This window comes from Arthrobacter sp. MPF02, from assembly GCF_046605375.1.
Lineage (GTDB): Bacteria > Actinomycetota > Actinomycetes > Actinomycetales > Micrococcaceae > Arthrobacter.
The window spans coordinates 360,310-373,998 of sequence record NZ_CP176772.1 but is presented as its reverse complement, the minus strand read 5'-3'; the positions used below and the strand labels follow the sequence as shown (position 1 = coordinate 373,998).

Genomic DNA, 13,689 nt, shown 5'->3' with positions numbered 1-13,689 from the left:
CAGGGGCGCGCCGGGATGGCGCGGCTTCCGCCGGGCTACTGTGGAAGCACCATGAGCGACTGGATTCTCTACGTGCTGATCGGGGTGGCGCTTGCCTTCGCCATCTCCAGCTGGTGGGGCGTGCGCAAACTCAAAGCCCTGCACGTGCGGAGCGCGGTGGCCGAAGATGCGCACGAATCCGGGCTCGCGGAGCAGCGCGTGGCAGTCATCCTGAATCCCGTCAAGGCACGAGCCCAGGAGGCGAAAGAGACCATCCGGCGCACCTGCCTGGCCGCAGGCTGGGACGCACCGGCATTCTTCGAAACCACACTCGAGGATCCCGGCTTTTCCCAGATGCAGGCCGCTTTGGCAACCAGGCCCGACGTCGTCCTGGTGGGCGGCGGCGACGGTACCGTCCGGGTGGCGGCGGAGTCCCTCGCGCACACCGGGGTGGCGATGGGCCTTATCCCGCTGGGAACGGGCAACCTGCTGGCGCGGAACCTGGAGCTGGACGTCAACGATCTCCAAGGCAATGTCCAGACGGCGCTGTTCGGCCGGCAACGCTTCATCGATACCGCCCGGATGGGGATCCACAATTCGCGGACCGGGCATTCCTCCGAGCACGTCTTCCTGGTGATTGCGGGAATCGGCATGGACGCGGAGGTGCTGGCGGACACCAACGCCGGCCTGAAAAAGGCCGTGGGCTGGCTCGCCTACACCGAAGCCGGGATGCGGCACCTGCCCGGCCGGCGCAAAAAGATCTCCATCTCGCTGGACGGAAGCCCGGAGCAGGTAAGGAACATCCGCAGCGTGCTTTTCGCCAACTGCGGCCTGGTTCCCGGCGGGATCGACTTCATTCCGCAAGCCATGATCGACGACGGCATGCTGGACGTGGTGGTGATGAGTCCGCGCAGCGCCCTGGGCTGGCTGCTGATGTACGTGAAGGTCCTCTTCAAGCACAGCGGAAAGCTGCCCATCATGACCGTGTACAGGTCAGGACGGGTAATCATCAAGTGCCCGGAGCCGATGCCCACGCAGCTCGACGGCGACACGTCGGGCGAGGCCACCAGGCTTACCGTCCAGGTGGATCCCCGGTCGCTGCTGGTCAGGGTCAAGGGCGGGATTTAGGCACGACGCCGGCAGCCCGGCTAGGTGCGCCGGTTCCGGTGCAGTCGGTTAGGTAGGGCTGGGGTTGCGTACGCGGCGGAGGTCGGAGCGGGGGTGCGGCCGGTCAGGTGTTGGCTTTTTTGGCAGCCTGGGCTGCTGCCTTTGCGGCAGCCCGGGCCTCGGACTGCTCGCGGATCATCGCCTGTTCCTCTTCGAAGCGCAGGCGGTCAGCACGGTCTGCCTCGTCGCCGTCCCAGTCCTGGTTGTCGGCGGTGGGCCTGGGGTTGACGATCATCCCCTGGCCGTCGTTGTCGCTGCTGCTGGCAGTCATGACCCGCTCCCTTCGTTAGGGGCCATCCCCCATATGGATCAAGTAAGCATATGCACTGTCCACACCCCCGGGAAGTACCCGGAAGGGCATTTGCCTACGCTGTGGGCGAAGCGGCGGAAGCGCTTTCCCTTCCGGTAGGTCAAGGCCGCAGGATGGCGCCCACCCAAGCCTTTGCTGCCGCAAATGCCTGGTCGGACGTATGCGCTTCCACGGCCGATTCCAGCCGGTCCGCCCTTGGGTATGAGCCCAGGAAGCGCGTGCCCGGGCTGATGCGGTGCAGGCCGGCCAGGGCGTCGGCCACCCGGGCATCCCGCACGTGCCCGTCGGCGTCGATGCTGAAGAAGTAGTGGCCAAGGTATTGTCCGGTGGGCCGGGATTCAATCCGGCTGAGGTTCACGCCGCGGCTGGCGAACTGGTCCAGGATCTCCATCAGCGCGCCGGGCCGGTCCTGGGGAAGCGGGACCACCACTGTGGTCTTGTCCGCGCCCGTCCGCTCCGGCAGCCGGCCGGGCTTGCTGACCAGGATGAAGCGGGTGACCGCACCGGGGTTGTCCCCGATGTTCCCGGCAAGGACCGGGAGACCGGGGTGCTCCCGGGCCACCAGCGGGGCGCAGATCGCGGCGTCATAATGACAGTCCTCCTCAAGCAGCCCCAGGGCCGCCGCCGCAGTGGAAGATCCCGGCACGTACTCCGCATTGGGGATGTTCCGGTCCATCCACACCCGGCACTGCGCCCATGCATGACCGTGTGTGGAAACTTTCCGCACTTCACCCGGCTGCACACCCGGCCGCGCAACCAGCACGAAGCTGATGGGCACCAGGACTTCCCGGACAATCCGCAGTTCCTGCCCGACGGCGATGGCGTCAAGGGTGGCAGTCACACCGCCCTCCACGGAGTTCTCGATGGGGACCATGGCGGCGTCGGCAGCCTCTGCCCGCACCAGCTCCAGGGCGGCGTTGACGTTGGACGCCGGGATCCGGGTAGCCTCACCGGCGTCCGGCACCTGCATCAGCGCGGCTTCGGTGAAGGTTCCCTCCGGGCCAAGGAACGCGTACGTGAGGAAGCGGGCGGGCATCAAAGAACGATCGGCTTGAGCCCGTTGTCCGAGACGAGGGGTTTGCCGAGTTCGAGCCACTGGTCCATGCCGCCGGCCACGTTGATGGCCGTGTAGCCCTGGCCGGTGAGCCATTGCGCCACACGGAAGGAGCGGCCGCCGGTCCTGCAGATGATGTAGAGGTCCTCGTCCGGATCCAGGTCCTCGAGCCGGGCCGGAATCTGGTCCATGGGGATATGCACTGCGCCTTCGGCGTGCCCGGCCACCCACTCGTAGTCCTCCCGGACGTCCAGGATGACGGCGTCGTCTGGGACGTCGCGGACGGGAACGGTATCGAAATCACTCATGGGAAATCCTGTCGTGGCGGAGGGAAGTCACCTTTAAGCCTAGTACTTCCTTCAAGGGGAGGTCCGGGCGTCCGGGGTACGCTTCTAAGACAGCGAAGCTTCCACAACACTGACGGAGATCCCTTGCCCGCAGCGCAGCCCGCCGTCCCGGCCGTCCAATCCGGCACAGGCCAGGAGCCCGGGAAGCAGAAGCACCGTGGCTGAGCTCCACGAACTTTCCGCAGTGGAGCTGCGGGACTGCCTGCGTCAGGGCGATGTGTCCGCTCTTGCTGTGACACGCCACTTCCTTGCGCGGATCGGACAGCTCAATCCCCTGCTGGGTGCCTTTGTTACCGTGACGGCGGACCAGGCCCTGGCCGGGGCGCGGGCGGCGGACGCCCGGCGGGCGCGGGCGTCAGCGGACCAGCTCCCCCTCCTGCACGGCATGCCCTTAGCCTTCAAGGACCTTACGGACGTGGCAGGCGTGGTGACGACCCACGGCAGCGCCGCCCTTGACCACAAACCCGCCCCTGCGGACTCACCGTTAGTGGCCGCACTCCGCGAAGCCGGGGCTGTCACGCTCGGAAAAACGCAGGTGCCTGAATTCGGACTGACGGCTTACAGCGAAAACCGCATCGCGCCGCCGTCGCGCAATCCGCACGCTCCCAGCAGGAGCTCCGGCGGCTCTTCAGGAGGCAGCGCCGCCGCAGTGGCGGCGGGGATGCTCCCCTTCGCGCCCGGGTCCGACGGCGGCGGATCAGTACGGATCCCGGCGGCGGCCTGCGGGCTGGTCGGGCTCAAGCCGGGGCGGGGCGTGGTGCCCGCCGGGGAAAGCCAGGGTGATCCCGCCAGGCTGGTGGTCCCCGGTCCCCTGGCGCGCAGCGCCGCCGATGCCGCGCTGTTGATGGACGCCATGGTTCCGGAAGGGAGCTATCTGCAGGACCTTGGCCGGGAGCCGCGCCCGCTGCGGATCGGGCTCACGCTCGACAGCCCCTGGTCCGGCACCTTTCCGTTCACGCCGGAGCAGGAAGCCCTGGATGCCCTGGAAACCGGCAGGAACCTTTTGGAGCACGCCGGCCATTCCGTCGCCGAGGCAGCCGTCCGCTACGACAACCGGTACCCGGAGGCGTTCACCACGGCCTGGACCGCCGGCGTGGGCACCGCCAGGATCAGCCCGCAGCGCGAGCCGCTGCTGGCCCCGTTGACCCGGACCTTCCGGCGCCGCGCACAGCAACGCAGCGCCGCGAAACTGGCTGAATCACTGGCGTTCCTGCGGCAGTTCCAGCAGGACACGGTGACGCAGTACGGGCAGTGGGACCTGATGCTGATGCCCGCCCTGGCCCAAACGCCGCGGCCGGTGGGCTGGTTCACCGGCACCGGCCATGGAGACGGCCTCTGGCCTGCCGCGCAATGGCCGGGCGACGCCGACGGCGACTATCGGAAACAATGCGAGTTCGCGCCGTGGTCCTCACTGGTCAACGTGTGCGGGCTGCCGGCAATCACCGTCCCGGTGTATTGGACCGGCGGAGCCGCGGGCAGCGGCCTGCCGATGGGAATCCAGCTGGTGGGGCCGTCCGGTTCAGAGCCCCTGCTGCTGCAGGTGGCGCACCAGCTGGGCTTCTAGCCGGGGGCGTGTTGACCAGTTCCTAACGCGCGTTTAACCCTCCTGTAACCGGGCCGGCGCAGACTCTTAAAGGCGTCACCCTTTGCATCTTCCACCCGGCTAATGCTCAACGAGGAGTTGCCCTAATGAACGCTGAATATCCCACCGCCGCCTCCGGCGAAGCCCTTATCGATGGCGGGGGTTCCCGGCCGGACGTGAGCAATCCGAATGTCCGGGAGGACGTGGCCCAGGCGGGGCGCTGTGCCCTGGTGCATCTTCCCACCGGCAGGACTTGCCTCCTTCCGCTCCGCCACCAGGGCCCGTGTGACTTCCACGGCCCGCAGGAGGCCGAATCGGTGGCTGGCTCGCGGTGACAGCACCCTCGGACGAAGCCACGCAATCTGCCCGGGCATATCGACTCCCCGACCGAACAGGAGGACGATTAAAGGGCAGTCACTTAAGGAGGTCTGTGATGTGCTACGGATACAGCAAGGACTTCGGGTGGGGCTACAAGAAGGAAGCCGAACGCAAGCCTGAAGCCGAGCAGGAAACCCCGGCGGAAACTTCGGAACCACGCGTCAAGGGACAGGACTACACGTTCTGGGCTTTCCCGGGCTGGCGCCGGACGCCAACGCCCCGCACCCCTTCGGCTGAACGGAGCAAGGAGAGGGTGTGACCCGGGTCAGGGTTTCTGGAAGGGCCTTCCGCAGGAGGCCCTTCCGCCTTGTCTGGCAACTGCAGCTCGCCATCGGCCCTTGCTTGGTTGTGCTGTTGCAAATCCCGGCGCTAGGGTGGAGTGGTAAGCATGCTTAGCATTTGCGGAAGGGGATGACCATGAGCGCTGGACAGCACACGCCTGGATCCGACGGGCGGCAGGAGCCTGGAGCCGGAACACCCCCGGCCGGCCAGGCGGCGGACCGCTACAGCAACGCACCCTCCTACTCGGCCGGCGCACCCGCGCCGGGCCCCGCTGCGGGCGGCGCCGGGGAGCGGCAGGTCACCCGGACGGGCGTCATCTGGGCCGCCGTTGTGGCTGCGCTGGTGCTGCTCATCCTGCTGATCATCTTCATCCTGCAGAACCAGGAGCTTGTCCTGGTGAAGTTCCTGGGCCTCGAAGGTGCCGTCCCGCTGGGGATGGCATTGTTCATTGCCAGCGTCACGGGCGGGGTCCTGGTGGCCGCGGCGGGCGGCGCCCGGATCCTGCAGCTGCGCAGGAACGCGCACCGGGCACGGGCAGGGCAGCGCCGCTAGCGCGTACCGGGGGCTGCCCACCACAATGCCCTGTCACTTCTGGTCCCTAACATGAGGTGTTAGGAACCAGAAGTGACAGGGCATCCGGGGTTAGTTAAAAGGTGTAGCTGGAAGTGGAGCCGGCGTAGGCAAGCCCGATGATGAGCAGGAGCCAGAACGCCCCGTAGCCGAGCACGCACAAATACCCCAGGACCAGGCCGGTGATGGACATGCCCCTCCCGGACGGCTCGCGCCGAAGCGCCATGTGTCCCGTGATGACCGCCGCGATCTGCGGCAGCATCAGCCAGCCCATGATCACGGACGCGATGCCGCAGACCATGCTGGCGATGCTGAGGGTCTTATGGTGCGCCGGCGCACCATAATAGGCCTGTTGCCCATAAGGACTGTACGGCTGGCCGTAGGGCGGCTGCTGTCCATAGGCCTGGTGCTGCCCGAACTGGCTGTACTGGTTGCCGGGCCCGTCTTCCCGGCTGTGTGCGTCCTGGCCGTAAGGGGGCGCGGGCGTTCCGGAGCCGTAGGGCGGCACGAAGCGGGGCGGTTCATAGCCCGACGGCGGCACACCAGGTGCGGAGTCATGGTTCCTGGCGGAACCAGGCCACTGCGGATCAGGGCGCTGGGAAGGCTGGTCGGTCATGGTTTTCCCCCTGGAATTTTAGGTCCAGCCTAGCGCCTGCCGTGGATTTGGCGCCCGTCACTGCAGGATGAGCTTGACCGCCAGGCCGAGCATGATGACACCAATGGCCAGGTCCACCAGGCGCCAGGTCCGGGGGCTGGCCAGGACATCTGCCAAGGCGCGGGCACCATACCCCAGGGCCGAAAACCAGAGCACGCTTCCGGCAACGGCGCCGCCGGCGAAAACCCACCGCAGGTCCTGCCCCTGCTGGTTGGCGAGGCTGCCCAGGAGGACCACGGTGTCGAGGTAGACATGGGGATTGAGGAAGGTCAGGGCGGCAGCGCCGGCAATCACCGAGCCTTTAGACCTCGGTGCGCCCTGGGCAAGTCCGGACGGCCTGGCTGCAGCCAGGAACGACCTTGCCGCAAACCAGGCGAGATAGGCGGCGCCGCCCCAACGCAGTACCTGCAGGACCTCGGGAAACCGGGTGACCAGCGCGCCGATACCGGCGGTCCCGCCGAGAATCAGGGCGGCATCTCCCGCCATGCATACGGCAACCACTGCTCCGATGTGTTCCCGGCGGATGCCCTGCCGCAGCACAAAAGCGTTCTGCGCGCCGATAGCCACAATGAGTGCCAGTCCGGACAGCATGCCGGTCATCCCCGTAATCCACATGCTACCGACGGTACGGAAGGACGAGGATGAAGACAAACGATTGATTCTTAGGAAGAATTAGAATTCCTTTATGAACTTCGAACACCTGCGCGCCCTCGCGGCGGTCATCGACGAAGGGACCTTTGAGGCCGCCGCAGACCTCCTGCGGCTCACACCGTCGGCCGTCAGCCAGCGGATCAAGGCACTGGAGGCCTCAACCGGCCAGGTCCTGGTCCGGCGCCGGGTGCCTTGTGCCGCCACGGACGCCGGCATGGTGCTGCTCCGCATGGCACGCCAGGTGCAGGTCCTCGAAGCAGAAGCCGCAGCGGCGCTCGGCAGCGGCGCCGCTTCCCGCGCCGTCATGCCGGTGGCCGTCAACGCGGACTCGCTTGCTACCTGGTTCGTCCCGGTCCTGGCTGTTGCTGCAGGGTGGACGGACACCATGCTGGACCTGCACATCGAGGACCAGGGCTTTAGCAGCCAGCTCTTGCGGCAGGGGGACGTGATGGGCGCGGTGACCTCCAATCCCGTCCCGGTGAACGGCTGCCGTGTGGAGCTGCTGGGCCATATGCGCTACATCCCCGTGGCCTCCGCGGCACTTCACCGGCGCTTCGCAGGCCGGAACGGCGTGGATTGGGAAGGCATGCCGGTGCTGAAGTTCAACGCGAAAGACATTCTCCAGCGGGAACTGCTCGCGGCCAAAGGGGTGGAGCAGTCCCCGCCCACGCATACGGTCCCCTCGTCGGAAGGGTTCCTGGCCGCCATCAGGGCGGGGCTGGGCTGGGGCATGCTCCCGGAACTGCAGCTTTGTGAGGAATTGGCCATGGGTTCCCTGGTGTTGCTGGAGGAGGACATGCACGAAGATGTCCCGCTGTACTGGCAGTCCTGGACGCTCGATTCAGAACGGCTTCACCGGATCAGCGCCGCCGTCCGGAATGCAAGCCGCGGAGGGCTGCGTGTACCTACTGCGTCCAGCATGGCAGAACGTACACCGCGAAGATAACGAAGGCGGCCAGCAGTGCCAGGCGTCCTGCGCTGGTTGCCCCGGGATGTTGGGCCTTGGCGGACCGGCCGTGCCGGGCCCCGCCCGCGTGCCGTGCCCCTGAAAGGTGCCGTGCTGCCGGATGCCGGGGCGTGCTTCCGCCACGGTTCCTCGACCCCCGGTGGGCTCCGGTTGGGCTTCCGGTGCGGCGGCCTTCCGGCGCAACCGTACGTTGGGTCCGGGCGTTCGAAGTCCCGGTCCCGCCAGTTTGGGCCCCTTCAGCCCCGGCCTCTTCAAGCCCGGTCTCTTCAGGGCCGGCACCGTCAGGCCTGGCTTTTTCAGACGCCCGAACTTCGGCTCCGGCATCTTTCGCCTGCGCCGCCTCTTGGGCCGCTATATCTTTCACCCGGGCATCTTCTGCGGGAAGACCTCCGGGTGGCAGCCCTCCGGCGGGCCGGACAACAGTCCCTGCCGGGACATTGCGGAAGGCCGTAATCCCGGGCTCCTGCTCATGCGTGAGCTCCTGGCCGAGGAATTCGTAAATATCCACCACGGCCTGCTGGTCCAGGACGGCCGGCAGGGACTCCACGGCACCCACCACACGGTCCGCACCGGCAACAGCAACGTCCGAGCTGGTGACACCGAAGAGGTCGGGCTGCCCGGCCATGCAGATCAGCGGCCGGACCAGGCGGCGGTACGGCGGCGCCATCACTGACGCCACGGCGGCGCACTGTGCCAGCGCGCCCTCCACCGCCTGGGTGCGCGCGTAGCGCCCCTGCCACAGCACACCGGACGACACCCGCACCTCGCCGGTCCAGTTCTTGGCGTCCACCACCACGATGCCGCCGGGGCCCACGAGCACATGGTCGAGATTGGCCTTGGGCCGGCCCGGCCAGTGCACGTCGTGCAGCACATACCAGCCCCGCGGAACCAGTTCGCTGAGCTTGTCCGCCACGGTGCGCGCGCCGGCAGCCCCCGCGTCCCACGCCCTTGTGGAACGCTCGGTTTGGTCCAGCTGGCGCTTAAGCCGTGCAACCCTTTCAGCGGCCAGCCTGGACTGCTCGGCTGCTCCGTCTCCTGCCCCCATGGCTGCTCCCCTGCTTCCCTGCCTGAAACAACGGCGGCGCAGGCCGCCGTCGTGCTTTGCCTGCGGATGTTTCTCCGGATTCCTCGAAAGTAACAGCGGGCGCAAGGGCCGGTATATAAGTACTTTCCGCGCTGGTACTCAGGTGCGGTACTTGGTTCCGGCCTGTTTTGATGACGCGGCCCCGTCACAGGGACGGGTTGCGGGCGGGGGTCGTTTGGACTGCTGCCAGGTTCTGGCATGCTGGTGCCATGGCTAGCCGCGCGGGCACAGTTGCCCTACCCCAGGACCTTGTTGACATCACTGCGCTCCTTGACGCGTACTACGACATCACTCCGGACCTCGGTGATCCGGGCCAGCGCGTCGTGTTCGGTACATCCGGGCACCGCGGTTCCAGCCTCAAGGCGTCCTTCAACGAAAAGCACATTGTGGCCATCACCCAGGCCATCGTGGAGTACCGGGCTGCGCAGGGCGTCACCGGACCGCTGTTCCTGGCCAAGGACACCCACGCCCTGAGCGAGCCGGCCCAGAATTCCGCGCTTGAGGTGCTCGCGGCCAACGGCGTTCAGGTCCTGATTGACGCCCGCCACGGCTACACCCCCACCCCGGCCCTGAGTCACGCCATCCTCACGTACAACCGCAACGCCGGCCCGGGCGCGCCCCAGGCTGACGGCATCGTGGTCACCCCCAGCCACAACCCGCCGGCGGACGGCGGCTTCAAGTACAACCCCCCGCACGGCGGACCGGCCGATTCCGACGCCACCGGCTGGATCGCCAACCGCGCCAATGAGCTGCTCGAGAACGGCCTCCGCGGCGTCAAGCGGGTGCAGTTGGCCGATGCGCTGGCCGCAGACACCACCGGCAAGTTCGACTTCCTCAGCAGCTACGTGGACGACCTTCCGGCCGTCCTCAACCTGGACGCCATCCGCGAGGCCGGTGTCCGGATCGGTGCTGATCCCATGGGCGGGGCCGCCGTGGACTACTGGGGCGAGATCGGCGAACGCCACCAGCTGAACCTCACGGTGGTGAACCCCACCATCGATCCGCAGTGGGCCTTCATGACCCTGGACTGGGACGAAAAAATCCGGATGGACTGCTCGTCGCCGTCGGCCATGGCGTCGCTGATCAAGCGGATGTCCGACGGCGGGTCCGCCTTTGACGTGGCCACCGGCAACGACGCCGACGCCGACCGGCACGGCATCGTCACCCCGGACGGCGGCCTGATGAACCCCAACCACTACCTCGCCGTGGCCATCGACTACCTGTACCGGAACCGCAGCGGCTGGAACCCCGAATCCGTGGTGGGCAAGACCCTGGTCTCTTCCTCCATCATCGACCGGGTAGCGCAGAGCCTGGGCCGCAAACTCGTGGAGGTGCCCGTGGGCTTCAAATGGTTCGTGCCCGGCCTGCTCTCCGGCGAGGGCGCGTTCGGCGGCGAGGAATCCGCGGGCGCTTCCTTTAACAAGTTGGACGGCAGCGTCTGGACCACCGACAAGGACGGCATCCTCCTGGCCCTGCTGGCTTCTGAAATCACCGCGGTCACGGGCAAGTCCCCTTCCCAGCTGTACAAGGGGCTGACGGACCAGTTCGGTGCTCCCGTCTACGCACGCATCGACGCCGCAGCCACGCGCGAGCAGAAGGCGAAGCTGGGCAAGCTCTCTGCCGCGGACGTCACTGCAACATCGCTGGCCGGCGAGGAGATCACGGCGAAGCTCACCGAGGCGCCCGGCAACGGCGCGGCCATCGGCGGCCTCAAGGTGGTCACGGAGAACGCCTGGTTTGCCGCCCGTCCCTCCGGCACCGAGGACGTGTACAAGATCTACGCCGAGTCTTTCAAGGGCGAAGAGCACCTCAAGCAGGTTCAGGCCGAGGCGAAAGCACTGGTGGACGGCGTGATCGCCTAGCCGGCTTCCGCTATCCGGCTCCAGAGCCGGAGGACGCGCCGGATGGTGCGGTCACCGTCCGGCGCCATGTCCACCAGGGCAATGCGGTCAAGCACGACGGCGTCTCCCGGGTTCAGCCGCTTGACGGTCCCTTCCCGGGTGGCGTGGTGGGAGACGTGCGGGCGGTAGCCGGACATCGTGTGCCGCGGCGTGAGGATCCTGCCGTCCACCGCCGTCACTGCCTCAACCAGCGCCTCGTGCAGTGCCTGCAGCGTTTTGTTGGGTTTCACCAGGCTGACGGCCACGGACCCATCGCGGCCGAACGCTGCGTCCTCCCCCACCAACAGGTGTGCACCCAGGGCGGCTTCAGCCGGGCCTTCGGCGAGGTGGGTGACCCGTTCGGTGGGGTCGGCACCGTCCCGGCTTCCGGCGTCGAACCTCACCAGCGTGATGTGCAGCGGCCAGTCCATGCGCAAGAAAACCGCGCCGTCGGCCACAGTTTCGACGAACGCCACAAAGATGAGGTTCCGCATCGGCATAGGCCCAGTCTCCCACTGCCGCCCTTAGATGCGATGCCCTATCACTTTTGGTCCCCATTCCGGGTGCATGAGGACCAAAAGTGATAGGGCATCAAGGTTTCGTCAGGTTTGACCGCCGACGGGGTTAGACGGTGCGGACGACGTCCTCGTAGGCGAACTTCGGCTTGGCGTCGCGCCAGGCGTCCTCACCGGGCCGGCCGATGTTGACCACCAGGAAGCTCTTCTGGTCGCCGGCCGGGAAGAAGGCCTCGTCGATGGCGCCGAAGTCGGCGCCGGTCATCGGGCCGGCAGCGAAACCGAGGGACCGGACGGCCAGGATGAAGTACCCGGCCTGAAGGTGGGCGTTGTTGTTGCCTGTGGCAGCGGCCAGCTCCGGGTTCGCGTCGTACATCGCCTTGGGGGCATTGTAGCCGGGGAGGAAGTTGTCCCACTGGCCCGCCCAGTCGGTGTCGTAGCTGAGGATGGCCACTAGCGGTGCGGAGGCGGTCTTGGCGCGGTTGCCCGGCATCAGGGCGTCCACGAGCTTGGCGCGGGCCTCGTCGGAGCGGACGTACGTGACGCGCAGGGGCTGGGAGTTGAAGGCGGTGGGGCCGAACTTCGTAAGTTCGTAGATGGCCTGCGCCTGCTCCTCGGTCACCTCGCCGGTGAAGGAGTTGGCCGTGCGGGCCTGGGCAAAGATGGCGTCGACGGCGGCCGGGTCGATAACCGCTTCTTCATGGGCAATGGTCATTGGCTTACCTTTCGCTGCGCCTCCCCGCCAGCCGGGGCGGCCTCTTCGCTGTCAATACTTGCAACTTCAATCACCCCTGCCCTCTTCCCGTGAGCGCGGTGACGTTGGCCACAGCAGTCCGGCAAACGCTGGGCGGTATTCTGGTGGCAACCCGTCTTCGCCCTTCGCGGCATCCCCCCCCTTTGAAAGGCCTCCGCCATGAGCATGCTCGGAATCAAGTGGAAGCTGCACGGCACCGGCAAGTCCATCAAGCCCGGCCATGTGGTGGCACCCGATGAGCGGCTGGCGTGGCCGCTGACCATCGGCGTGGGCATGCAGCACGTGGTGGCCATGTTCGGCGCCACCTTCCTGGTGCCCATCATCACCGGCATGCCGCCCGCCACCACGCCGTTCTTCTCCGGCATCGGCACCCTGCTGTTCCTGGTGATCACCAAGGGCCGGGTGCCCAGCTACCTTGGCTCCAGCTTCGCGTTCATTGCCCCCATCATGGCCTCCCAGCAGCAGTTCGGCGTGCCGGGTGCCCTGGGCGGCGTGGTCCTGGCCGGTGCCACGCTGGCCCTGGTGGGCGCCATCGTGCAGAAGTTCGGCGCCGAGTGGATCAACCGGCTCATGCCGCCCATCGTCACCGGCGCCATCGTGGCCCTGATCGGCCTTAACCTTGCCCCCGCCGCCAAGCAGAACTTCGACGCCGCGCCCGTCACCGCCGTCGTCACCCTTGCCACCATCATCCTGACCAGTGTCCTGTTCCGCGGGATCCTGGGCCGGCTCAGCATCCTGGTGGGCGTGGTGGCGGGCTACCTGGTGGCCATGCTCCGCGGCGAGGTCAGCTACGACAAGATGGACGCCGCGGCCTGGGTGGGGATGCCCCAGTTCCAGACCCCCGAGTTCCACATCGGTGTCCTGGGCCTGTTCGTACCCGTGGTGCTGGTGCTGGTGGCGGAGAACATCGGCCACGTGAAGTCCGTGGCGGCCATGACCGGCCAGAACCTCGACGGCGTCTCCGGACGCGCGCTGATGGCTGACGGCGCCGCAACGGTGCTGGCCGGTGCCGGCGGCGGCTCGGGCACCACCACCTACGCGGAGAACATCGGCGTCATGGCGGCCACCAAGGTCTATTCGACGGCGGCCTACTGGGTGGCGGGGATCTTCGCCATCCTGCTCAGCTTCTCCCCCAAGTTTGGCGAACTCATCGCCACCGTCCCGCCGGGCGTGCTGGGCGGTGCGGCCACCATGCTGTACGGCATGATCGGCATTCTCGGCGTGAAGATCTGGGTGCAGAACAAGGTGAACTTCTCCAACCCGGTCAACCTGACCACGGCCGCCGTGGCGCTGATCATCGGCATCGCGGATTACACCTGGACCATCGGGGAGCTGACCTTCACCGGCATCGCCCTGGGTTCAGCCGCCGCCCTGGTGATCTACCACGGCATGGCGGCCATCGCCAAGGCCCGGGGAACGGTGGCAGAGCCCGAAACCGAGCAGGCCGGCCTGCCGCCGGCGGCCAAGGCGGCCATGAACGCAGCGGCAAAACGCACCCCGAAGAAGCGCTAGCG

At 67.3% G+C, this 13,689-nt stretch carries 16 protein-coding genes; 8 read left to right on the top strand and 8 right to left on the bottom strand.

Annotation, left to right across the window (positions count from 1 at the left end):
• Positions 1–51: 51 nt before the first annotated feature.
• A complete protein-coding gene (locus ACLH0K_RS01760; RefSeq protein WP_411375163.1) occupies positions 52–1,107 on the top strand; it encodes a diacylglycerol/lipid kinase family protein in 1,056 nt (351 codons plus the stop codon).
• Between the two features lie 103 nt (positions 1,108–1,210).
• Here the strand turns inward: ACLH0K_RS01760 and ACLH0K_RS01755 are convergent, their stop codons facing one another.
• From ACLH0K_RS01755 to ACLH0K_RS01745, 3 genes are all read right to left on the bottom strand, one after another.
• Positions 1,211–1,417, bottom strand: coding sequence for a hypothetical protein (locus tag ACLH0K_RS01755; protein WP_411375162.1), 207 nt, complete (start codon positions 1,415–1,417; stop codon positions 1,211–1,213).
• 139 nt (positions 1,418–1,556) lie between these two features.
• Positions 1,557–2,492, bottom strand: a complete 936-nt coding sequence (gene pheA, locus ACLH0K_RS01750) for a prephenate dehydratase (RefSeq protein WP_411375161.1) — start codon at positions 2,490–2,492, stop codon at positions 1,557–1,559.
• On the bottom strand, positions 2,492–2,818 hold the full coding sequence (locus tag ACLH0K_RS01745; RefSeq protein ID WP_411375160.1) for a rhodanese-like domain-containing protein: 327 nt from the start codon (positions 2,816–2,818) through the stop codon (positions 2,492–2,494). Before ACLH0K_RS01745 ends, pheA begins: the two co-directional genes overlap by 1 nt.
• Positions 2,819–3,014: 196 nt before the next feature.
• Between ACLH0K_RS01745 and ACLH0K_RS01740 the strand changes: the two genes are divergently transcribed.
• The 4 genes from ACLH0K_RS01740 to ACLH0K_RS01725 all read left to right on the top strand — a co-directional run bounded on the left by ACLH0K_RS01740 (position 3,015) and on the right by ACLH0K_RS01725 (position 5,651).
• Positions 3,015–4,421: an amidase gene (locus ACLH0K_RS01740; RefSeq protein WP_411375159.1), complete on the top strand. Its 1,407-nt coding sequence runs from the start codon at positions 3,015–3,017 to the stop codon at positions 4,419–4,421.
• Positions 4,422–4,546: 125 nt separating this feature from the next.
• Positions 4,547–4,774: a hypothetical protein gene (locus tag ACLH0K_RS01735; protein WP_411375158.1), complete on the top strand. Its 228-nt coding sequence runs from the start codon at positions 4,547–4,549 to the stop codon at positions 4,772–4,774.
• A gap of 98 nt (positions 4,775–4,872) precedes the next feature.
• On the top strand, positions 4,873–5,076 hold the full coding sequence (locus tag ACLH0K_RS01730; protein ID WP_411375157.1) for a hypothetical protein: 204 nt from the start codon (positions 4,873–4,875) through the stop codon (positions 5,074–5,076).
• A 158-nt stretch (positions 5,077–5,234) separates the two neighbouring features.
• Positions 5,235–5,651, top strand: a complete 417-nt coding sequence (locus ACLH0K_RS01725) for a lipopolysaccharide assembly LapA domain-containing protein (protein ID WP_411375156.1) — start codon at positions 5,235–5,237, stop codon at positions 5,649–5,651.
• A gap of 94 nt (positions 5,652–5,745) precedes the next feature.
• Here the strand turns inward: ACLH0K_RS01725 and ACLH0K_RS01720 are convergent, their stop codons facing one another.
• Positions 5,746–6,285, bottom strand: coding sequence for a DUF4190 domain-containing protein (locus tag ACLH0K_RS01720; RefSeq protein ID WP_411375155.1), 540 nt, complete (start codon positions 6,283–6,285; stop codon positions 5,746–5,748).
• 57 nt (positions 6,286–6,342) lie between these two features.
• Complete coding sequence (locus ACLH0K_RS01715; RefSeq protein ID WP_411376532.1) at positions 6,343–6,915, bottom strand: LysE/ArgO family amino acid transporter; 573 nt, start codon at positions 6,913–6,915, stop codon at positions 6,343–6,345.
• Between the two features lie 94 nt (positions 6,916–7,009).
• Here ACLH0K_RS01715 and ACLH0K_RS01710 point away from each other — a divergent pair, with 94 nt between their 5' ends.
• Positions 7,010–7,921, top strand: a complete 912-nt coding sequence (locus ACLH0K_RS01710) for a LysR family transcriptional regulator ArgP (protein WP_411375154.1) — start codon at positions 7,010–7,012, stop codon at positions 7,919–7,921.
• On the opposite strand, the gene ACLH0K_RS01705 is transcribed toward ACLH0K_RS01710, so the two are convergent.
• The gene (locus tag ACLH0K_RS01705) at positions 7,881–8,987 is read right to left on the bottom strand and encodes a nuclease-related domain-containing protein (RefSeq protein WP_411375153.1); all 1,107 of its coding nucleotides are present in this window, start codon (positions 8,985–8,987) and stop codon (positions 7,881–7,883) included. The genes ACLH0K_RS01710 and ACLH0K_RS01705 overlap by 41 nt on opposite strands.
• A gap of 248 nt (positions 8,988–9,235) precedes the next feature.
• Between ACLH0K_RS01705 and pgm the strand changes: the two genes are divergently transcribed.
• Complete coding sequence (pgm, locus tag ACLH0K_RS01700) at positions 9,236–10,888, top strand: phosphoglucomutase (alpha-D-glucose-1,6-bisphosphate-dependent) (RefSeq protein WP_411375152.1); 1,653 nt, start codon at positions 9,236–9,238, stop codon at positions 10,886–10,888.
• On the opposite strand, the gene ACLH0K_RS01695 is transcribed toward pgm, so the two are convergent.
• Together ACLH0K_RS01695 and ACLH0K_RS01690 are read right to left on the bottom strand one after the other, a co-directional pair.
• Positions 10,885–11,400: a 2'-5' RNA ligase family protein gene (locus ACLH0K_RS01695; RefSeq protein WP_411376531.1), complete on the bottom strand. Its 516-nt coding sequence runs from the start codon at positions 11,398–11,400 to the stop codon at positions 10,885–10,887. The two genes, pgm and ACLH0K_RS01695, sit on opposite strands and share 4 nt — an antisense overlap.
• A gap of 130 nt (positions 11,401–11,530) precedes the next feature.
• Positions 11,531–12,136: a malonic semialdehyde reductase gene (locus tag ACLH0K_RS01690; RefSeq protein ID WP_411375151.1), complete on the bottom strand. Its 606-nt coding sequence runs from the start codon at positions 12,134–12,136 to the stop codon at positions 11,531–11,533.
• 198 nt (positions 12,137–12,334) lie between these two features.
• Here ACLH0K_RS01690 and ACLH0K_RS01685 point away from each other — a divergent pair, with 198 nt between their 5' ends.
• Positions 12,335–13,687 carry a uracil-xanthine permease family protein gene (locus ACLH0K_RS01685; protein ID WP_411375150.1) on the top strand — a complete coding sequence of 451 codons (1,353 nt, stop codon included), beginning with the start codon at positions 12,335–12,337 and terminating at the stop codon, positions 13,685–13,687.
• Positions 13,688–13,689: the final 2 nt, after the last annotated feature.